This window comes from Microbispora sp. KK1-11 (genome assembly GCF_006874435.1).
GTDB lineage: Bacteria > Actinomycetota > Actinomycetes > Streptosporangiales > Streptosporangiaceae > Microbispora > Microbispora catharanthi.
In genome coordinates, this window is record NZ_VIRJ01000032.1 from 1 (window position 1) to 19,205 (window position 19,205).

Annotated in this window: 20 protein-coding genes and 1 pseudogene; 10 read left to right on the plus strand and 11 right to left on the minus strand. The window is 71.9% G+C overall.

The genetic code is table 11. The features are described from left to right. From FLW16_RS34075 to FLW16_RS34110, 8 genes and pseudogenes are all read right to left on the minus strand, one after another. Window positions 1-479 (minus strand): annotated as a pseudogene (locus FLW16_RS34075) (hypothetical protein); the annotation flags it as partial. Window positions 480-996: 517 nt separating this feature from the next. Next, on the minus strand, window positions 997-2,142 hold the full coding sequence (locus FLW16_RS34080; protein ID WP_142564462.1) for a cysteine--tRNA ligase: 1,146 nt from the start codon (window positions 2,140-2,142) through the stop codon (window positions 997-999). 54 nt (window positions 2,143-2,196) lie between these two features. After that, window positions 2,197-4,062, minus strand: a complete 1,866-nt coding sequence (locus FLW16_RS34085; RefSeq protein WP_142564464.1) for a sigma factor-like helix-turn-helix DNA-binding protein — start codon at window positions 4,060-4,062, stop codon at window positions 2,197-2,199. Window positions 4,063-4,117: 55 nt separating this feature from the next. Continuing rightward, entirely contained in the window at window positions 4,118-6,178 is a 2,061-nt protein-coding gene (locus FLW16_RS34090; RefSeq protein ID WP_142564466.1) for a UvrD-helicase domain-containing protein, read from the minus strand. A gap of 3 nt (window positions 6,179-6,181) precedes the next feature. Further along, window positions 6,182-7,849: a hypothetical protein gene (locus tag FLW16_RS34095; RefSeq protein WP_142564468.1), complete on the minus strand. Its 1,668-nt coding sequence runs from the start codon at window positions 7,847-7,849 to the stop codon at window positions 6,182-6,184. Between the two features lie 65 nt (window positions 7,850-7,914). Continuing rightward, entirely contained in the window at window positions 7,915-8,691 is a 777-nt protein-coding gene (locus FLW16_RS34100; RefSeq protein WP_142564470.1) for a trans-aconitate 2-methyltransferase, read from the minus strand. 125 nt (window positions 8,692-8,816) lie between these two features. Then, the gene (locus tag FLW16_RS34105; protein WP_260615874.1) at window positions 8,817-9,908 is read right to left on the minus strand and encodes an ABC transporter substrate-binding protein; all 1,092 of its coding nucleotides are present in this window, start codon (window positions 9,906-9,908) and stop codon (window positions 8,817-8,819) included. Between the two features lie 101 nt (window positions 9,909-10,009). After that, window positions 10,010-10,243 (minus strand): hypothetical protein, encoded by a 234-nt coding sequence (locus tag FLW16_RS34110; protein ID WP_142564472.1) that lies wholly within the window; start codon window positions 10,241-10,243, stop codon window positions 10,010-10,012. A gap of 97 nt (window positions 10,244-10,340) precedes the next feature. Here FLW16_RS34110 and fdxA point away from each other — a divergent pair, with 97 nt between their 5' ends. The 7 genes from fdxA (at window position 10,341) to FLW16_RS34145 (ending at window position 15,907) form a co-directional block, all read left to right on the plus strand. Beyond that, window positions 10,341-10,667, plus strand: coding sequence for a ferredoxin (gene fdxA, locus FLW16_RS34115; RefSeq protein WP_030507471.1), 327 nt, complete (start codon window positions 10,341-10,343; stop codon window positions 10,665-10,667). Between the two features lie 45 nt (window positions 10,668-10,712). Next, on the plus strand, window positions 10,713-11,792 hold the full coding sequence (dapC, locus tag FLW16_RS34120; RefSeq protein WP_142564474.1) for a succinyldiaminopimelate transaminase: 1,080 nt from the start codon (window positions 10,713-10,715) through the stop codon (window positions 11,790-11,792). Between the two features lie 11 nt (window positions 11,793-11,803). Beyond that, window positions 11,804-12,439: a DUF4178 domain-containing protein gene (locus FLW16_RS34125; protein WP_142564476.1), complete on the plus strand. Its 636-nt coding sequence runs from the start codon at window positions 11,804-11,806 to the stop codon at window positions 12,437-12,439. A 57-nt stretch (window positions 12,440-12,496) separates the two neighbouring features. Continuing rightward, on the plus strand, window positions 12,497-13,261 hold the full coding sequence (locus FLW16_RS34130) for a hypothetical protein (RefSeq protein ID WP_260615898.1): 765 nt from the start codon (window positions 12,497-12,499) through the stop codon (window positions 13,259-13,261). Between the two features lie 34 nt (window positions 13,262-13,295). Next, the gene (gene dapE / locus FLW16_RS34135) at window positions 13,296-14,351 is read left to right on the plus strand and encodes a succinyl-diaminopimelate desuccinylase (RefSeq protein WP_142564481.1); all 1,056 of its coding nucleotides are present in this window, start codon (window positions 13,296-13,298) and stop codon (window positions 14,349-14,351) included. A 221-nt stretch (window positions 14,352-14,572) separates the two neighbouring features. Beyond that, complete coding sequence (locus tag FLW16_RS34140; protein WP_142564483.1) at window positions 14,573-15,319, plus strand: TIGR00730 family Rossman fold protein; 747 nt, start codon at window positions 14,573-14,575, stop codon at window positions 15,317-15,319. A 9-nt stretch (window positions 15,320-15,328) separates the two neighbouring features. Beyond that, window positions 15,329-15,907 carry a TIGR00730 family Rossman fold protein gene (locus FLW16_RS34145; protein ID WP_142564485.1) on the plus strand — a complete coding sequence of 193 codons (579 nt, stop codon included), beginning with the start codon at window positions 15,329-15,331 and terminating at the stop codon, window positions 15,905-15,907. An 8-nt stretch (window positions 15,908-15,915) separates the two neighbouring features. On the opposite strand, the gene FLW16_RS44090 is transcribed toward FLW16_RS34145, so the two are convergent. Continuing rightward, complete coding sequence (locus FLW16_RS44090; RefSeq protein ID WP_185949718.1) at window positions 15,916-16,188, minus strand: hypothetical protein; 273 nt, start codon at window positions 16,186-16,188, stop codon at window positions 15,916-15,918. Between the two features lie 43 nt (window positions 16,189-16,231). Here FLW16_RS44090 and FLW16_RS34155 point away from each other — a divergent pair, with 43 nt between their 5' ends. Together FLW16_RS34155 and FLW16_RS34160 are read left to right on the plus strand one after the other, a co-directional pair. After that, complete coding sequence (locus FLW16_RS34155; RefSeq protein ID WP_142564487.1) at window positions 16,232-16,702, plus strand: hypothetical protein; 471 nt, start codon at window positions 16,232-16,234, stop codon at window positions 16,700-16,702. Further along, the gene (locus tag FLW16_RS34160; protein ID WP_142564489.1) at window positions 16,696-17,289 is read left to right on the plus strand and encodes a DNA-3-methyladenine glycosylase I; all 594 of its coding nucleotides are present in this window, start codon (window positions 16,696-16,698) and stop codon (window positions 17,287-17,289) included. The genes FLW16_RS34155 and FLW16_RS34160 overlap by 7 nt, the downstream gene beginning before the upstream one ends. On the opposite strand, the gene FLW16_RS34165 is transcribed toward FLW16_RS34160, so the two are convergent. Beyond that, window positions 17,270-18,064 carry an enoyl-CoA hydratase-related protein gene (locus FLW16_RS34165; RefSeq protein WP_142564491.1) on the minus strand — a complete coding sequence of 265 codons (795 nt, stop codon included), beginning with the start codon at window positions 18,062-18,064 and terminating at the stop codon, window positions 17,270-17,272. The two genes, FLW16_RS34160 and FLW16_RS34165, sit on opposite strands and share 20 nt — an antisense overlap. A gap of 12 nt (window positions 18,065-18,076) precedes the next feature. Next, the gene (locus tag FLW16_RS34170; RefSeq protein ID WP_260615879.1) at window positions 18,077-18,901 is read right to left on the minus strand and encodes a PaaX family transcriptional regulator C-terminal domain-containing protein; all 825 of its coding nucleotides are present in this window, start codon (window positions 18,899-18,901) and stop codon (window positions 18,077-18,079) included. A 126-nt stretch (window positions 18,902-19,027) separates the two neighbouring features. Between FLW16_RS34170 and FLW16_RS34175 the strand changes: the two genes are divergently transcribed. After that, entirely contained in the window at window positions 19,028-19,195 is a 168-nt protein-coding gene (locus tag FLW16_RS34175; protein ID WP_076433904.1) for a DUF3117 domain-containing protein, read from the plus strand. Window positions 19,196-19,205 lie beyond the last annotated feature (10 nt).

Sequence of the window (19,205 nt, forward strand, 5' to 3'; positions counted from 1 at the left end):
TTGGCCTGCCCCGCACCATGCACCCGCCCCACCCGATCCGCCAACGCACACGTGATCCGATCCCGCGCGAACAGCAACTCCTCAGCCTCAGCAAGACAGATATCCGCATCGTCCGGCAACGGCGCCAGCGCCAACGCCTGCGCCGACTCGCGAAGAGAGCCAACCAGCACCCACGACGATCGGCCTCGACCGGCGCCTGATCCACAAGGACCGGCTCCCGAGCCATTTGCAGCACTGGCACCGTCCTCAGCGGCATCACCTTCGGCCGCATCACTGGCAGCGGTATCGCTGCCGGCGGTGTCGCTGCCGGCGGTGTCGCTGCCGGCGGAGCCCGAGACCTTGTTGTCGGCTCGACAGCCGCAGGAATGTGAGCCCCTGGGCGCCCACAACGGCGAGTCGGCGGTCAACCGGTCCCACCAGTCGCCTTCAGCGTTATTCGAACGACGAGAGCGGTCAGGATCGACAGCAAACAGATCCACTGCGCCCTCCTCGCTTGATTCGAATACGTGTATGAATTCTTTCACGCCCTTGTGCCTTGCACACCCGGTGAGCAGGGAATTGTTGGAGCGACAGGTTGAGCCGTCCGGCTGCGCTCGCGCGCTTGAGGGCCGCGAGGGCTGGCTGTCCGGGGTGCCCCTCTCAGTCGTGTTCGACGCCCTGTGGGGTAAGGGCGCGCGCCGGGCGGGGGAGGCGGGGCGCGCCGCCGTTCCCGCCGCAGGGCCGTCACCGGCCGCAGGAACCCGGGACTTACGAGCTCGCAGGAAAAGAAAGGACAGGAAGGGAACGGAGGTGGCTGCCGGGGCCGTCCCCCATGCCGGGCGCTCACGCGGCTCCGGCCTTCCTGCGCGCCGGACGTGGACCCGCTGCGGGGCCGGCCGCCAGCACGTGCGAACGGAAGGTAGGCCCGGCCCGTGCAGATGCGTGAGAAGCGGACCGGCCGCCCCGTGCAGACGCGTGAGAAGCGCCCGGTCCGTGCAGACGCGTGAGGAGTGCCCGTTAGATCCGGCCGATGTCGGCGGGCAGATCGAGGGCGAGCACGTGGTCGAAGTGGAGGAAGGTCTCGAACTTGGACCCGGGCGCGACCGACTCGTCGGCTTCCAGGTCGCGCAGCAGGCGTAGCGCCGCGGGCGTGTCGAGGTCGTCCTCCAGCGCCCGCTGGACGCGCCCGGAGTGGGCGTCGTCGATCGGACGGCTCGGTGACTCCGCCCATTCGGCCACCCGCCGCCGAAGCCGCCGCAGTTCCTCGTCGGCGGCGTGAAGAGCGTCCCAGGTGAGGTCGATCGGCCGCCGGTAGTGGTGTTCCAGCAGGGCCAGCCGTACGGCGAGGGGATCGAGACCGGCGGCGACGACGCCGGACAGTGGCACGACGTGCCCGGTGTCGGCCGGGCGGCCCTCGAACAGCAGGTGCCCGGAGTGCGCCCAGTGGGCGGCGGCCTCCTGACCTGTGGCGGCGTTCGACTGGGCCCGCGCCCTCTCGTGGTGGGGGAAGCACAGGTCGGCCCTGCCCACGTACAGGTCGAAGTGGGGGCCGAGGAAGCGCAGCGGCGTGGCCGAGCACTCCACGTCGCGGCCGGGGAGACCACGGCCCCAGGGCGCGTCCCAGACCGCTCCGGCGTCGCCGCCGGCCGAATCCCCCTGGGACTCCGCCACCGGCTCCCAGAGGGGCCAGTCGGACGCCGAGCCCGGCTTGCCGGAGATCTCGCCGTACGTGGGGAAGGACGCCGCGTCGAAGAACACCGCCCCCTCCGGGGTCGCGTACGCGTGGCCGCGCTCGATGAGCCGCCCGATGAGCTCGATCACCAGGCCCATCGTCTCGCTGGTCCGGGGGGAGTGCTCGGGGGCGCGCATGTTGAGCGCGAGCGTGTCGGCGTGGAGAGACGCGCCGTTTCCCTCAAGGGCGTCACCGGCATCACGGCCGTCACCGCCGTCTCGGCGAACGAGGTCGGAGACGTTGCGGCACGCGAGCACCCGCAGATTGGCGCGTTCGGCGACGCGGCGGACCAGGTCGGCGAGCAGGGCGGGGCGCAGGTCGGTGAGGCCGGCGGGCCCGTGCGCGGCGCAGGTGTACATCCGCAGAACCCGCGAACCGGCCGGGGCGACGGGCACGACCTGCCGGGTCAGGGTGTCGTGGAGCCGCAACATGCTCCGAGCCTACGTGCTGCCCCCGACATCCCCGCCCCGGCCCCTTGGCCGGGATCAGGTCAGGAAGCGGATGATGTCGCGGTCGCCGCGTTCGCGCAGGCGGTCGAGGACGTCCTCGCGGACGGCCCCCTCGGGCAGGCCGATGCGGGCGCCGATGAGACGCAGGCCCTCGGCCTCCGACGCCACCGGAGCGGTGTACCCGATCAGGTGCAGCGCATGGTTGATCGCGGGCAGCCCGGCGCCCGCCGCGGGCAGGAAGCGGGTCAGCAGCTCGCCGCCGTCGGAGACCGTGAGGAAGACATGGTCACCCTCGGACGCGTTGTACTCCGCGAGAACGTTCCTGATCGAGCCGATGGTCGGCTGGTTGTGCCAGCTGATCACCACCTCGCCCGACGCGGTGGAGGCGGTGAGCTGCCCGCCGGGCGCCATGCCGAGGTGCGCGGCGAAGCCGGTCGGCAGCGGGGAGCCCGAGCCGCGCAGGTGCTCGGCGTTCACGTCGACGCGGTGCCACCAGCGGCCGTCCCTGCTGCGGAAGCAGCGGCGGGTCATCGAGACGTCCCGGCGCGGCTGGTACGGCTCGGCCTGGTCCTGGCCGGCCACCCTGATGTAGCCGCGCTGGGTCCGCTCGAACCCGGGACCTCCGGCGTACGCCCTGATGGAGCTCTCGCTCACGTCGTAGCGGGAGGTCAGGTTGTCGACGACCGTGCTCACGGACGCCTCGCCGCCCGCGCGCTCGATCTCCCGAGTGATCATCTCCCGGATGCCGAGGTACTCGTCGCCGCCCCAGCGCCGCAGGCCGTACTTAGTGCGGTCGAGCCGGATGAACCGCTCGTCGGAGGCGAGCTGGTTGCGGATGCCGACGATGCTGTAGTCCTCGCCGATGCGGCCCTGGATGTCCTCGGGGGTGAGCGGGGCGTGGGCGACCGCCAGCACGGCCTCCGCCTTGTCGCCCATGCTGCGCGGCCAGGGGACGACGTGGCCGTCCATGACCCGCAGGTGCGGCACCGATGCCAGCCAGCGCTCGGCGACGTCCTCCCGGATGCCGAGCTGGGCGACGAGGGACACCGCCTCCTCCAGCGGCCGGGGGCCGTCGGCGAACAGCTGCCTGGTCTTCTCCCTGAGCTCGTCCGCGCCGCCCGCGACCAGCCAGCCGTCCACCTGCTCGTACCCGGTCAGCAGCGTACGGACGAACCGCCAGGCGGGGATCGCGAGAGTGGTCAGCTCGGTGCGGTGCCACGGCACGGCGGCGGCGACGTCGTCGGCGGGCACGGCCGAGCCCAGCCGGGTGCGCAGCCAGGACAGGTGGGCGTTGAGCGGCGCGGCGGCCGGGCCGTTCAGCCAGTCCATCACGTGGTCGCGCAGGTCGCGCTCGATCTGCCGAATCCGCTCGCGGGTGACCGAGAAGCGCTGGGCCAGCTCGTCCAGCGTGGCCCGCTGGGCCTGGCCCGGCTGCTGGGAGGTGTCGAAGTAGAGCCGGTCGCGCGCGATGGCCCGCTGGCGGTCGTCCAGCCGGGCGAAGATCTCGTCGATGATCTCGGGCATCGGCCGCTCGGGAAGGGCCGGAGGGACCGGCGCCCCGGCCGGCTCCCGTGCGGGCTCCGTGGCCAGCAGCTTGTCGATCACGTCGACGTACAGGTCGTGGACGCTCTCCCGGGGGCCGGGCGTCTGGAGGCTCTCCTCCGGGTGGGTGAACCTCAGCAGCGGGAGGATGTCGCCGAGGACCAGGTGTGCCCAGCAGGCGGTGGTGAGGTCGGCGAGCCGGGAGGCGACCTGAGCGGTTCCCACCGCCGCGCAGGCCCGGTCGAGGGGAAGCGCCTGCCACCACGCGTCGGGAAGACCGGGGTCGCTCGCGATCGGCTCTACCTGGCTGGGCGCGGTCCAGCGCAGCGGAGGCACGATGTCGCTAAGGCTGAGGTTCATGCAGGTCCAACCGGCAAGGGGAATATATCCGCAGTTCAGACTAGGGGATCGGACGTCAGGCCGGGATGAAGGGACTGGCGCGCCCCGAATAGGACACGTAGAGCAACTCCCCCGCTCGCGTGCACGCCACGTAGAGCAGCCCCCGTTCGCGTTGCAGATCGTGCGCCCGGGCCGTCGGGTCCTCGTCGGCCGGGGTCAGCGCGTCCGGCGCCGGCACGATTCCGTCAGCCACGCCTATCACGGCCACCCGGCGGAATTCCAGCCCTTTCATGCCATGAAGGGAGGTGACTTTGACCGTGATGCCCGCTTCGCGTAGTGCGGTGCGGGCGGTACGCACGAGGTCGGAGGTACGCGCGGCCACCGCGATCTGGGCGGTCGGCACGCCCTCCTCCAGCCATTCGGCCACGGTGGAGACGAGCCCGGCGATCTCCGCCTCCGCGTCCACGTACTCGCGCACCATCGGACGCGTGCCGTAGTCCAGCGCGCGGTAGCCGTACATCGCGGCGCTGCCCGCGACCAGGCCGTCGGCCGGACCACCGCCGCGCAGGCGCACTCCCCACGACAGGGTCTCGGCGGGCAGCCGGTGGGAGATCTTCAGGCGGAACTGGCGGGCGGGGATGCCCACGTCCGCCAGCGCGACCCGCGTGTCGAACATGCGCTGGTGCGGGTCCCCCAGGATGAACAGGTCGTTCGGGGCGACGGGGACCGCCGCCCGCAGCAGCCGCCACTGGGCCGGGTGCAGGTCCTGCGCCTCGTCCACCACGATGTGCCGGTACGGCTCCCGCCCCGGCGCCTCGTCGCCCAGCAGGTCGCCCACGGCCCGCCCGAGCAGGCCCGCCGCCTCGGAGGCGAGCTGGAGCAGGGTGCGCCGGCCGGACTCGCGCAGGCGCCGTACGACCTGCTGGACGGCCTCCCACACCATCGTCCTGGCATCGGCGTCGAGCTGGACGCCGCGCCCGGGCCGGGCGGCGGACTGATACTCCTCCAGCGTCCGCAGGTTCTGCGCGAGGATCACCTGCTCCCACTCGCGCAGCAGGAACGCGCTGCCGAAGCGCCCGACGGCCGCCTCCTGCCACAGCTCGGCCAGGTCGTCGGAGGAGACGAGGGCGGGGGCGCGGCCCTCCGCCTCGGCGACGATGCGGTGCGCGATCCTGTCGACGTTGCCCACCTCGACGCGCTTGCGGACCACCTCGTCCTTGATGATCATGTCGAGCCGCGCGGACAGCTCGGTCGCGAGGCTCTGGGAGAACGTCACCAGCAGCACCTGGCCGGTGGCCGCGCGAGCCAGCAGAGCCGCCCGGTGCAGCGCGATGACCGTCTTCCCGGTGCCCGCGCCCCCGGTGATCAGCACCGGCTGCTCGTACGCCGGCCAGTTGGCGTACGTGTGCTGCGGCGGGTAGAGGAACGTGCACCAGCCGGGCAGCGTGAGTATGCGTTCGAGTTCCGCGGCGTCGGCGGCGAACGCGGCCCGGTCGGGGCTGCGCCGCAGCGCCGCCAGGAGGTCCTCGGGATCGATCTCGTCGGCGACGCGGGAGCGGCAGGCGTCCAGTTCGCGCCAGGCCGCCGCGAGCGAGCCGCCGCAGGCGAGCGCGGCGAGCGGCGCGTACTGACTGTACGGGAGCAGCGGCTCCACGGCCGCGAGATGCGACTCCGACGTCATCAGCCGCAGCAGCGGCAGCAGGTGGGCGTCGACGCCGATGTTCAGCAGATCGGCGTCGCACCAGTTCTCGAACAGCGGCCGGCCGCCGGTCTCCGACGCGCGGCGCAGGGCCGGCTCGATCCGCTCCAGGGCCTCGGCGTCCCAGGTCTCGACGATCCCGATGGCCGTGTTGACGCCGAACCTGTGCCGCTGCGCGTACGACCACGCCTCGGCGTCCGGCAGCACGGTGAGCAGCCAGTAGACGTCCTCCTGGCGCACCACCACCCCCCGGTGGCGGTCGGCGAGCCGCAGCGTGGCGACGCGGGAGTCGCGGGAGTTGCGCACCCTCTCGGGGTGCGGCGCGGCGGACGCGTTCAGCAGGAATCGGCGTAGCGCGACGGCGACGTCCCGGCGGACCGGCCGGGTGAGCGCGCCGAGCCCGCGCAGGAACTCCGGGGAGATCGCGAGCCGGGGCATCGGCTATCCCAGCAGGGTCAGCAGGTCGCGGTCCCCGCGTTCTCGCAGCCGCGCGAGGAGTTCGGGCCGCCCGACGGGTGCGGTGAGGCCGACGCGCGTCGCGATCACCCGCGCGGCCTGCTCGGGCGTGCCGCTCGGCGCGGTGTAGCCCACCAGACGCAGCGCGCGGCTCGTCTCGTCGCCGCCGTTCGCCGCCGGCAGGTGCCGTACGCGCAGCATGCCCTCCTCGGACAGGGTCAGGAAGATGTGGCTGCCCTCCTCGGCCGAGACCTCGCTGAGAATCCGCTGGAGGGAGCCCAGGACCGGCCGCGCGTGCCAGGACAGGCCGACCTCCCCGCCCGCGCTGCGCACCGTGCGGTCCTCGCCCGGCGCGAGACCGATGTACGCCGCGAACCCGCTCGGCAGCGGCACCTCGCCGCCGTGGAGGTGGTCGCCGGAGACGTCGACCCTGAGCCACCACCTGCCGTCCGGCTGCCGGAAGCACCGCCGGGTCAGCGCGACGTCCTTGAGGCCGCCCTGCTGCCCGCCCGGCTGCCGGTCCTGCTGCCCGCCCGGCTGCCGGTCCGGCGTACTGATCTCCGACGCCTTCTGCGCGCGCAGTTGCGGCACGCTCTCCAGCCACTGCCTGGCGACGTCGGGACGGACGCCGAGAGTGCCGATCATCTCCAGCGCCTGGGGGACGGTCGGCGGGCGCTCGGCCGAGGCGATCAGGTTCCGTGTCCTCTCCCGCAGTTCCTCGATGTCGCCGGCCACGAGCCAGTCGCCGAAGAGGCGGTATCCGGGCAACGTGGCGAGCACGAACCGCCAGGCGGGCACCTCCAGCGAGCGCAGTTCGCGCCCGTGCCACTCGGCCGCCGTGACGAACCGCTCCTTCGGGACCGCGGCCCCGAAGGTGTCGGTGAGCCAGGTCAGATGCTCGTTGTACGGCTTCGCCTCCGGCAGCGCGAGCCAGCGGGACAGCCGGTCGCGCAGGGCCGCTTCGAGGTCCTGGATGACGGCGGGATGGACGGCGAGCAGCCTGGCCAGCTGCTCGGGGTCGGACGGTTCCTCGGAGAAGACCCGGTTCTGCGCCACCATCCAGGTCTGGTCGTCCAGGTCGCCGAACGCCGCGTCGATCAGCTCGGGGATGTCCGCGACCTGCTGTTCCGGGACCTGCTGTTCCGGGACCTCTTCTTCCGCGACCTGTTCCTCCGGGGGATCCTCCACGGGCTCGGAGACCGGCCCGAAGACCGGTTTGGAGACCGGTTTGGAGACCGGCGGGGCCTCCTCCGGGGACATCCGTAAGAACACGGCGGTGAACAGAGCGGTCAGCACGGGGCGGGCCTTGACGAACGGCTGGTCGGCCAGCTCCCGGCCGGACAGCGCGAGCAGGCCGTGCCACGACCCCGCCCGGTCGAGCGCGATCGCGACCTGCGGGTCGTCGGCCTCGTCGGGGTCGAGCACGTGCAGCGCGGGCAGCACGTCGCCGACGGCCGCCGCCGGCCAGTGGTCGACCGCGAGCTCGGTGAGCAGGTCGCCCAGCGCCTCGGCGTCCAGGACGGCGAGCACCCGGTGCAGGGGCAGCGTCCGCCACCAGGCGTCCGGCAGGCCTGGCCGGTCGGCCAGGGCCGTGATGCGGGCAGCGTCACTCCAGCGCAGCGGTGGCACGAGGTCACTCAGGCAGAAGTTCATGCGTTCCCCATCACTCACAAAGACCAGTCCATAGTCTGGCAAATCGCCCCGTCGTGGTGGAGATGTCAGTGACGTTCTGCGGCGAAACGGAGACGGACGTAGTCGGCCATCCAGCCGGTCTCCCGGCGCAGCGCGGGGGCGGCCAGTTCGTTGACCCGGCGCAGCAGCGGCTCCACGGCCGCCGGGGGGACCCGGCCGAGCAGCGAACCGGCGAACATCCGGACCCAGTCGGCCGCGCCGTTCGGGCACTCGTCGAGCGGGGTGGGGCGGTCGAAATACTCCAGCAGCCGGACCGTGAAACCGCCCTTCTCCAGGCGGTGGGCGTACTCGGCGGGGCTGGGGAAGTACCACGGCAGCTCGGGCTCGGGCAGGCCGTACTCCCGCCAGGCGGTGAGCACGGCGGAGGTCAGGGCCGCGCAGTTGCCCGCGCCGCCCATCTCGGCGACGAACCGGCCGCCCGGCCGCAGCGCCTCCCGCACGCAGTCGATCACCGCGTCGGGGTCGCGGCTCATCCAGTGCAGCGCGGCGTTCGAGAAGACCGCGTCGTACGGCTGCGCGACGGTGAAGTCGTAAGCGTCGCCCACGGTGAAGTCGAGTCCGGGATGGTGTGCGATGGCCTGCTCGATCATGGAGTGGGAGCCGTCGATGCCCAGCACGTGGGCGCCGCGCCTGGCGATGTCGGCGGTGAGCACGCCGGTGCCGCATCCGAGGTCGAGCACGCGCTCACCGGGGCGCGGGTCGAGCAGTTCCACCAGCGGCGCGCCCTGAGCCGAGACGTAGCCGAAGGAGCTGTCGTAGGCGCGAGCGTTCCATCGGGTGAGACTGGGAGTTTCGTACCTCAAGATCGGCTCGCATTCTGACACGTGGTGCCCGGTGTCGGGATTGCCGCAATCTCATGCCGACTTGTGAGACTGCTGGGATAACGACACACTTTACGGCTTCCGTCGCCTCCGCGAGATCGGGGGACTCAGCCGACCATCTGGGCCCAATGCGCGGTCACGTATGACTTGGCCTGATCCTGCTCGGGGATGTTCAGGATCACCGGGTCGCCGGACGCCTCCGGCAGCCTGGCGGCGGCGTCCCCGTCCAGCGTGTCGTGCATCTCCATGGCCTCCATCCGGGCGGGCCGCGCGTACGCCTTGAGGAAGAGGTTCTGGCCCTCGTCGGACAGCAGGAACTCCTCCCACAGCCGGGCGGCGGCCGGGTGTGGCGCGTCGGCGCTGATCGCCTGCATGTAGTAGGAGGCGAGCACCTCGTTCTTCGGGATCGTCACCCGCCAGGCCGCCGCGCCGCGGCCGGAGGCCGCCCGCGCCGCGTTCATGTAGTCCCAGTCCACCACCGCGGTCGCCTGGTCGGGCCGGCCGAGCATGCCGCCCTTCTTCAGCCGCGCGAACAGGTCCACGCCCCGCGCGGCGTTCGGCAGTCCGTTGCCGAGCGAGGCGGCCATCACGGCGCTGAACGCCGACGCCACCCGGCGCGGGTCGCCCGGCAGCGCCACGATCGTCCCCGGCCTGACCAGCGCGCCGTACGACGCGGGGGCGGGAACCTTCCTCGGGTCGTAGCCGATCGACATGTATCCGCCGTAGGCGGCGAACCAGCGTCCCCGCTGCTCCTTGGCCTCGTCGGGGATGTCCGCCCAGCCGGTCACGCGGTAGGGCGCGAACAGCTTGGCGTCGGCGACCGCGACCTCCAGGCTGAGATCGAACACGTCAGGCGCCTGATTCGTCCCCTTCAGACGGGCCGCGGTGTCGATCTCCTGCTTGCTGCTCGCCTCCGGCACGATCGAGGTCACCTTGATGCCGTACTTGTCGGAGAAGCGGGCGATGATCTCCTTGTAACCGACCCAGCCGCCCGGCAGGCCCACGACCGTGAGCGCGCCCTCCTTCTTGGCCGCCTCGACGAGCCTGTCCATGGTGCCGAACCCCGACTCCAGGCTGTCGGCCCGGGGGTTCAGGGGCGGCAGCGGCTTGTCCGACGACGACGGCTTCGAGCACGCCGAGGCCGCGAACAGGAGGACGGCCGCCGAGGAGATCGTCACGACGCAGGCACGTTTGGTCACGCCGCGTATGCTCCCCGCGTCGCGGCGGTCGTTCGCGGCGGCGCGCTGAGGCATTACCGAGTCGGCGTCCGCATCATGCACGCCGATTACTGGCGCGGCGATTACCGGGCGGGCGGCGCGGGCGGCACGACCTTGGCCGCGGCCAGGGTGTCCTCGGCGATCTCTACGAGGCTTCCGTCCCGTTTCCGCACGGTGAGCACCCCGTCGTGCCAGGATTCCAACACGCCGACGGCGTCCCGGTGCCCGCCGGGCACCCTGCGTCGCGTCGTCACCCGTTTGCCCACGTCGGCAGGGGTGATGGCGACCACGAGACGGGCTCCGAGCCGAGGGGCCACGACGATTGCCCCCCTCCTGTTCCGGCTAGTCGGCAGGCACCGCAATACTAGGGCTAGCAACCCGCGGTCGAGCCGTGCAACCCAGAAGGAGCCCGAGGTGACGTACGTCATCGCGCAGCCTTGCGTGGACGTCCTGGACAAGGCGTGCATCGAGGAGTGCCCCGTCGATTGCATCTACGAGGGCGAACGCATGCTCTACATCCACCCCGACGAGTGCGTGGACTGCGGTGCGTGCGAGCCGGTGTGCCCCGTAGAGGCGATTTTCTACGAAGACGACCTTCCCGAGCAGTGGAAGGACTTCTACAAGGCCAACGTCGACTTCTTCGAGGAGCTGGGCTCGCCCGGCGGCGCCTCGAAGGTCGGAAAGATCAACAAGGACCACCCGCTCGTCGCGGCGCTCCCGCCGCAGGGCGAGGACCACTGACCGACGCCTGAACCGGCGCGGTCCGTGACGACTGGGGGATTTTCTTTGCTTGTGTTGCCGGACTTCCCATGGGATCGGCTCGTGCCCTATCAGGACCTGGCGCGGGCGCATCCCGGCGGGATCGTCGACCTGTCGGTCGGCACGCCGGTCGACCCGGTGCCCCCGGTCGCCCGTGAGGCGCTCGCCGCCGCCGCCGACAGCCCCGGCTATCCCCTGACGTACGGCACGCCGCGGCTGCGTGAGGCGGCCGCGGGCTGGCTGCGGCGGCGGCACGGTGTCACGGTCGATCCCGCCGACGTGCTGCCGACCATCGGCTCCAAGGAACTGGTGGCCTGGCTGCCGACGCTGCTCGGCGTGCGGCCCGGCGAGCGCGTGGTCTTCCCCGAGCTCGCCTACCCCACGTACGACGTGGGTGCGAGGCTGGCCGGGGCCGAGCCCTACGCGACCGACGGGCTCCTCGCGCTGGGCCCCGAGCGGGTGCCCCTCGTCTGGGTGAACTCGCCGTCCAACCCCACCGGGCGCGTCCTGCCCGCCGAGCACCTGCGCAAGGTCGTCGCGTGGGCGCGCGAGCGCGGCGCGATCGTCGCGTCCGACGAGTGCTACATCGAGCTGGGCTGGGAGGACCACCCGATCTCCGTCCTCCACCCGGACGTGTGCGAGGGCTCCCACGAGAACCTGCTCGCGGTCCACTCGCTGTCGAAGCGGTCGAACTTCGCCGGATATCGCGCCGGCTTCGTCGCCGGCGACCCCCGGCTCGTACGGCGGCTGCTGGAGGTGCGCAAGCACGCCGGCATGATGATGCCCGCCCCGGTTCAGGCCGCGACGGCGGCCGTGCTCGACGACGACGCGCACGCCGACGAGCAGCGGGAGCGGTACGCCCGGCGCAGGGCGGTGCTGCGGCCCGCGCTGGAGCGGGCCGGCTGGCGGATCGAGCACTCGTCCGCCGGGCTCTACCTGTGGGCCACCGACGGCACCGGCTGCTGGGACCAGGTGCGCGCCCTGGCCGAGAGGGGCATCCTCGTCGCGCCGGGCGAGTTCTACGGCGACGCCGGGCGGGGTCACGTCCGCATCGCCATCACCGCCACGGACGAGCGCGTCGATGCGGCGGTGAGCCGCCTCCAGTAGGATCGCCCGCCATGACGACAGCGATCGTGATCGTGCTGGGCCTCGCCACGGTCGTCGTCGTGCTGGGCGCCATCGCCGCGACCCGGCGCACGCGTGCGCGCGAGCCGGTCCGCACTCCGCCCGCCGCTCCGGGGGAGTCGCCCGCGCGTGACCCCGAGGCCGATCCCGACTTCTTCGACCCCCGCACCATCAGGGTGGGCGACACCGTCTACGTGGAGGCCGCCCGCTATCGGGCCGTCGGCGCCCTGCACTGCACGATGCAGGGCGAGAAGTGGACGGAGTACCTGCTGGACGAGGGCGCCCGGCGCTACAACTGGTTGTCGGTCGAGGAACGGCCGGGCAAGGAGGGCGAGCCCCTCCACCTGGAGGTCCTGTTGTGGACCGACGTGCCGACCCAGGGCATGGTGCCGGCCAGGCACATGCTCATCGTGGACGGCCTGGAGTTCTATCCCATCGAGCGCGGCACGGCCGCCTTCCGCTCGGAGGGGACCACCGGGCTGCCCGAGCGCGGCCTGCTCGACTTCGCCGACTACCGGGCCGGCGACGGCCGCCTGCTGTCGTTCCAGCGTGTGCAGGGCGGCCAATGGGAGTCGTCCTACGCCCGGCCGCTCACTCCGGGGTCCATCCGAGTGGATCGGCTTCCCTGATCACACGGGTAGGTTCTGCTTGTGGAACGGCGCCTTACCAAACCTGTCGTGACCGTCATGGTCATCGTCGTCCTGCTGGGCGCGGCCATCTTCTACGGCGCCTATCACCTGCTGAAGCGGACCCAACCGTTCGCTCTCGGCGAACACTGCATGATCAAGACTGCCGACGGCACGCTCGACCTCGACATCGAGCAGGCCCAGGTGGCCGCGACCATCGCCGCCGTCGCTGTGCGGCGCAAGCTGCCCGAGCGCGCCCTTCAGATCGCCTACGTCACGGCGATCCAGGAGTCCAAGCTGGCCAACCTGCCGTACGGCGACCGCGACTCGGTGGGCGTCTTCCAGCAGCGGCCCTCGCAGGGCTGGGGGACGGCCGAGCAGTTGCAGGACCCGGTCTACGCGGCGCGGAAGTTCTTCGCCGCCCTGGAGAAGGTGAAGCACTACCGGACCCTGCCGCTGCACGAGGCGGCCCAGGCCGTGCAGCGCTCCGCCGACGGCTCGGCCTACGCGGAGCACGAGTACAACGCCAAGATCCTCTCGGCGGCGTTCATCGGGCGCGTGCCCCAGGCGGTGCACTGCTGGTACCCGCCGTCCGACAAGCCGGTCACGCCGCAGACCGAGGCCGCGCGCAAGCAGCTCGTGCGCGCGCTCGGCACGGACTCCGCGCCCAAGCGCGGCTGGCTGGTCGCCGCCTGGTACGTCACCCACGCGCAGAAGTACGGCCTGCGCCAGGTGCGCTTCGAGGGCGTGACCTGGACGGCCGCCAGCGGCCACGACGGCTGGCGCAAGGCCACCAAGCCCGTCGCCACCGTGCAGGTCGCGTGAGCCCGTGGATTCCCGTGGATTAAGGTCGGATGGCATGCGGCTTGACCTTGCCCAGGACGTGGGCGCGCTGACGGCGCGACTGGTGGACATCGAATCGGTGAGCGGCGCGGAGAAGGCGCTGGCCGACGCCATCGAGGAGGCGCTCGATCCGCTGCCGCACCTGACGGTGCTGCGGGACGGCGACGCGGTGGTGGCGCGGACCGACCTCGGCCGGGCCGAGCGCGTGGTGATCGCCGGGCACATCGACACGGTCCCGGTGGCGGACAACCTGCCCAGCAGGGTCGAGGACGGCGTGCTGTACGGCTGCGGGACGTCCGACATGAAGAGCGGCGTGGCCGTCCAGCTCAAGCTCTGCCTGCTGGCCGAGCCGAACCGCGACCTGACCTTCGTCTTCTACGACTGCGAGGAGATCGAGGCCGAGCGGAGCGGCCTGCTGCGGCTCACCCGCACCCATCCCGAATGGATCACGGGCGACTTCGCGGTCGTGATGGAGCCGACGGACGGGCTGATCGAGGGCGGCTGCCAGGGCACGCTGCGCGCCGAGATCACGGTGAAGGGCGTGCGCGCGCACAGCGCCCGGTCGTGGGAAGGCGTCAACGCCATCCACGGCGTCGCGCCGGTCCTGGAGACCCTCGGCCGGTACGAGGCGCGGCGCCCGCTGGTGGACGGCCTCCAGTTCCGTGAGGGGCTCAACGCGGTGGGCGTACGCGGCGGCGTGGCCGGGAACGTGATCCCGGATGAGTGCGTGGTGACCGTGAACTACCGTTTCGCCCCCGACCGCACCCTGGAGGAGGCGTTCGCCCACGTCCAGGAGGTCTTCGACGGCTTCGACGTGCGGCTCACGGACGGAGCGCCGGGCGCGCGGCCGGGGCTGACCCACCCCGTCGCCGCGGCGTTCGCCGCCGCGATCGGCGGCACGCCCCGGGCCAAGCTCGGCTGGACCGACGTCGCGCGGTTCTCGGCCCTCGGGATGCCCGCCGTCAACTGCGGCCCGGGCAATCCCGACATCGCGCACACGGCGGGGGAGAACGTGAGCCTGGCCAAGATCGTCGAGAGCGAGCGCCGGATGACGGCCTGGCTGGCCGGATAGCCCGTAGACAGAAGAAAGTGGCTTTCCTCGCCGGCCATTTGGCGGGGAAAGCCACTTTCGTCCCGAGCAGCACCCTCGTTTCTTAGACGGAGCCTCGGCGACGACCGGTTCCGTCCTTCCGAGGATCTTTTCAAGATTCTTCCGGTGCGTTTGGGGCGCGGGGCGCCGGGCAGTGCGAGCGTCTTGCACCGTTCCCGATCCCGACCGTTAGCGTGACCGTCATGAACCACACCCGACCCGAACGCCGGCAGGGTCCGTCGCTGGTCCGCGGCGGACTCGTCCCCGAATCCACCCACGACCAGCGCCTGCTCGACCGTCGCGGCCCCACCGGCTGGCTGCACGAGGATCCCTGGCGGGTCCTGCGCATCCAGTCGGAGTTCGTCGAGGGCTTCGGCGCCCTCGCCGACCTTCCTCCTGCGGTGACCGTCTTCGGCTCGGCCCGCACCGGTCCCGACAGCCCCGAGTACGAACTCGGGGTGAAGGTCGGCGCGGCGCTCGCCAAGGCGGGCTACGCGGTGATCACCGGCGGCGGCCCCGGGGTGATGGAGGCGGCCAACAAGGGCGCGCTGGAAGCCGGCGGCGTCTCGGTCGGCCTCGGCATCGAACTGCCGCACGAGCAGCGCCTCAACGACTACGTGGACCTCGGCATCGAGTTCCGCTATTTCTTCGTGCGCAAGACGATGTTCGTGAAGTACGCCAGCGGATTCGTGGCCCTGCCCGGCGGGTTCGGAACGCTCGACGAGCTGTTCGAGGCGCTGACCCTGGTGCAGACGCGGAAGGTCACCTCGTTCCCGGTGATCATGATGGGCGTCTCGTTCTGGTCGCCGCTGATCGACTGGATCCGCGACACGCTGCTGGCCACAGGGAAGGTCTCGCCGCAGGACGTCGAGCTGGTCTCGGTCACCGACGACCCCGACGAGGCCGTGCGCCTCATCGTGGAGGCCGACCGGCGCTCCGCCACTCAGTAGGGTTGCGACGTGTTCGTCTGCGTGTACTGCTCGTCCAGCCAGAAGATCGACCGCAAGTACGTCGACCTCGCCCGGGAGGTGGGCGCCGAACTGGCCCGCCGTGGCCACGGCCTCGTGAGCGGGGGCGCCATCGTCTCCTGCATGGGCGAGGTCGCCCGGGCCGTCCGCGACGGCGGCGGCCACACGGTCGGGGTGATCCCCCAGGCCCTCGTCGACGTCGAGATCGCCGACACCGACTCCGACGAGCTGATCGTCACCGCCGACATGCGTGAGCGCAAGGGGATCATGGACGCCAGGTCCGACGCGTTCCTCGTGCTTCCGGGCGGCATCGGCACCTTGGAGGAGCTGTTCGAGATCTGGACCTCCCGGGTGCTCGGCATGCACGAGCGGCCGCTGGTCGTCCTCGACCCGTGGGGCCTGTACGGGCCGCTGCGCGACCTGGTCGACGGCATGTACGAGCAGGGCTTCACGCGGCCGAACGTGTTCGACGCGATCTCGTGGGCGACCACGGTGGAGGAGGCGCTCGACATGCTGGAGCGGCCCACCCTCCACCTCAGCCCCACGGGCGAGGAACTCGGCGAGAGCTAGGAGGGCCTCTAGGCCAGGCCGCGGCGGGTCAGGGCGGGGGGCCGGCGGCCCAGCAGGGCCTCGGTCATGTCGAGTGCCTGCCGTACGTCGTGGGACGTCCGGAAGACGCTCGCGCCCGCCCAGGCGTAGGCCGCGGCGGCCGCGATCGCCTCGGTCTCGTCGCCGGGGAGCGTCACCACGACGGTGTGTCCCGCCCGGGCCAGCGCGGACGCCTCCGGCAGCGAGGCGGCCTCGACCCAGCCGGACTCGATCTCGTCGTCGGGCCCGATCACGCGCGTCATGCTTCCATGCTCGCATGCGGAAGAGTTGTGGCACGATTCGTATGTGCTGGTCGTACTCGTCATCGCCGGACTCGCCGTGATCGCCTGTGTGGTCATGGTCTCGCTTGGACACGGCGGCGAGATGGCGGAGTTCCCCCCTGACGCGCCGCCGCTCGAACTGCCCGCGGCCGGCCAGATGACTCCCGCCGATCTGATCGCGCTGCAGCTTCCGATCGGCCTCGTGGGCTACAGCACCCAGGCGGTGGACGAGACGCTGCACCGCGTCTCGGTCGCGCTCGGGGAGCGCGACACCCGCATCGCGGTGCTGGAGCAGCGCGTGACCGAGTTATCGTACGCGCGGCTGCAGGCACGCGAGGAGACGAAGCAGGCCGAAACCAGGCAGCCCGAAACGAAGCAGGCCGAAACGGCTGAAACGAAGCGGGCCGAGGACTCCGAGCGTGAGCAGGAAGTGCCTTCGGCGGCGGCCCGCGAGGGCTGGGACGGCGACCGCGCCGACGCGGAAGAGGCATGGTGACAGTGCACGACGACGGGCTGGTCCGCTGCGGATGGGCGGGCACGACGCCCGACTACGTCGCCTACCACGACGAGGAGTGGGGCCGCCCGGTCCACGGGGACGACCTCGTCTTCGAGCGGATCACCCTGGAGGCGTTCCAGTCCGGCCTGTCGTGGCTGACGATCCTGCGCAAGCGGGACAACTTCCGCAAGGCGTTCGCCGGGTTCTCGATCCCTGCGGTGGCGGCCTTCGACGAGGGCGACGTGGAGCGGCTGCTCGGCGACGCGGGCATCGTGCGCAACCGCGCCAAGATCGATGCGGCCGTGGCCAACGCCCGCGCCGCCCTTGAGGTGCCGGGCGGGCTGTCGGCGCTGGTGTGGAAGTACGCCGAGGAGCCCGGCAGGGTCCCGGCCACTCTCGCCGACGTCCCGGCCCGCACCGCCGGTTCCACGGCGCTGGCCAAGGAGCTCAAGAAGCACGGCTTCCGCTTCGTCGGCCCCACCACGGCGTACGCCCTGATGCAGGCCATCGGCCTGGTCAACGACCACGTGACCGACTGTCACGTCCGTGAGGCCGTCACCGCGCAGGTCACCGGCCTCCGAAGGTAGGGCGTTCCTTGTTGAGGAACGCCTTGGTCGCCGCCAGGTGGTCGGCGGTCGCCGCGCACTCGTCCTGAAGCTCCGCCTCCCGCTCCAGCGCCTCGGCGAGGGAGGACGACGCCGCGTGGTCCAGTGCCGCCTTGGTCGCGGCGTACGCCCGGGTGGGCCCCTGCGCGAGCCGTACGGCGAGGTCGCGGGCGGCGGACACCAGCCGGTCGGCCGGGACGACCTGCCCGACCAGGCCGAGTTCCAGGGCCTTGGCCGCGTTCACGACGTCGCCGAGCAGCAGCATCTCCCGGGCGCGCGCGGGACCCACGAGCCGTTGGAGGGTCCAGGACGCGCCGGAGTCGGGCGCGAGCCCGATCCCGGTGAACGCCATCGAGAACTTCGCGGTCTCGGCCGCCACGCGGAAGTCGCACGCGAACGCCAGCGAGGCCCCCGCCCCCGCGGCCACCCCGTTGACCGCGGCCACGACGGGCTTGCCCATCGTGGCGATGGCCAGCACGACCGGGTTGTAGTGCTCGCGCACGGTGTTCGCCAGGCCGAGGCCCCGGTCGAGGTTGTCGGCGTGCTCGCGCAGGTCCTGCCCGGCGCAGAACGCCCGGCCCGCGCCGGTCAGGAGCACGGCCCGCACCGACGCGTCGTCGGCGGCGCGCCGCACGGCCGCGAGCAGGGCGGTCTTCATCGCGACGGTCAGTGAGTTCATCGCGTCGGGGCGGTTCAGCGTGATCGTGGCGACGGCTTCGTCGACGTCATACGTCACGGTCATCTCGGGCGGCTCCATTCAGGTCGTCGATCAGGTTGCCGTCAGATTGCGCTCGACGAACGCGGCGGCGGCGGGCAGCAGCCGGGCGGCCTCCTGCTCGAAGAAGGCGCGGGCCTTCTCGCCCGGCCAGCCCGGCGGCAGCAGGTCGGCGGGCAGCCCGGGGTCGCGGAACAGGAAGTTGCGCCAGCCGTGCACCAGTCTGCTGCGGACCGCGAAGACCCGGTCATCGGGGGCGTCCTCCGGCAGCGAGCCCACCAGGTCCGCCGCACTGGCCAGCCAATCCTCGTACGCGCTGCCGATGCCGTCCAGGTCCCACGCGCGCGCGAGCAGGTCCCGCGGGTCGCCCTCGTACGCGGCGTCGAACCGGTGGCCGGGCACCCGCAGCGCGTCGAGTTCCGGCGAGGGCCGCGGGCCGATCCAGGTCGTCTCCGACAGCGGCGCGTACCCGAGGAAGGCGAGGTCGGCGCGCAGCCGCTCGCGCCGCGCCCGGTCCCTGACCGGTTCGAGCACCAGGACGTGCCAGCGGCCGGCCCACGGCGCGTCGCCCCGCCGGTAGACGCGGGCCGCCGTCTCGTCGAGTCTGCGTTCGCACTTCGGCGTGACCGCGTACCCCGGTCCCTGCGGCAGCCGTACGGGGTCGAGCCAGCCCTGCCGGACCATGCGGGATATCGCGGTCCTGACGGCCGGCGCCGCGATGTCGAGCGGCGAGAGCAGCCTCACGAGCGCGGCCACGGAGGCACGGCCGCCACGGGTGCGAAGGTGGTCCCCATAGAGATCGAAAAGCGCGGCTCGGGCGTTCACCCCACCCAGTGTGGGGTCACGTCCGGTCCGCCCACAACGCGTGGCCCGTCGCATTGATCCACTGACCGGAGCCGGGCCGTTACCTTTTTGAGCTCGGAGGCGGGATAATAGAACATCACAGAAACGTGAATACGCCGGTTACCCTCCGGGGCGGCCGACAACGCGGGAAGGGATACACGCATGGCGGCGATGAAGCCGCGGACCGGTGACGGTCCGCTGGAGGTCACCAAGGAAGGACGGGGCATCGTCATGCGGGTCCCTCTCGAAGGTGGCGGCCGACTCGTCGTGGAGCTGTCCGCGGACGAGGCCAGCGCCCTCGGTGACGCGCTTAAGAAGGTGGTCGGCTGATCCGTCAGCC

Bases quoted from the DNA above. Each gene is read 5' to 3' on its own strand.
- FLW16_RS34080 (WP_142564462.1), bottom strand. From the start codon at position 2,142: ATGTTGCGGCTCCACGACACCCTGACCCGGCAGGTCGTGCCCGTCGCC.
- FLW16_RS34085 (WP_142564464.1), bottom strand. From the start codon at position 4,062: ATGAACCTCAGCCTTAGCGACATCGTGCCTCCGCTGCGCTGGACCGCG.
- FLW16_RS34090 (WP_142564466.1), bottom strand. From the start codon at position 6,178: ATGCCCCGGCTCGCGATCTCCCCGGAGTTCCTGCGCGGGCTCGGCGCG.
- FLW16_RS34095 (WP_142564468.1), bottom strand. From the start codon at position 7,849: ATGAACTTCTGCCTGAGTGACCTCGTGCCACCGCTGCGCTGGAGTGAC.
- FLW16_RS34125 (WP_142564476.1), top strand. From the start codon at position 11,804: ATGACGACAGCGATCGTGATCGTGCTGGGCCTCGCCACGGTCGTCGTC.
- FLW16_RS34130 (WP_260615898.1), top strand. From the start codon at position 12,497: ATGGTCATCGTCGTCCTGCTGGGCGCGGCCATCTTCTACGGCGCCTAT.
- dapE (WP_142564481.1), top strand. From the start codon at position 13,296: ATGCGGCTTGACCTTGCCCAGGACGTGGGCGCGCTGACGGCGCGACTG.
- FLW16_RS34140 (WP_142564483.1), top strand. From the start codon at position 14,573: ATGAACCACACCCGACCCGAACGCCGGCAGGGTCCGTCGCTGGTCCGC.
- FLW16_RS44090 (WP_185949718.1), bottom strand. From the start codon at position 16,188: ATGACGCGCGTGATCGGGCCCGACGACGAGATCGAGTCCGGCTGGGTC.
- FLW16_RS34160 (WP_142564489.1), top strand. From the start codon at position 16,696: ATGGTGACAGTGCACGACGACGGGCTGGTCCGCTGCGGATGGGCGGGC.
- FLW16_RS34165 (WP_142564491.1), bottom strand. From the start codon at position 18,064: ATGGAGCCGCCCGAGATGACCGTGACGTATGACGTCGACGAAGCCGTC.
- FLW16_RS34170 (WP_260615879.1), bottom strand. From the start codon at position 18,901: ATGCGACGGGCCACGCGTTGTGGGCGGACCGGACGTGACCCCACACTG.
- FLW16_RS34175 (WP_076433904.1), top strand. From the start codon at position 19,028: ATGGCGGCGATGAAGCCGCGGACCGGTGACGGTCCGCTGGAGGTCACC.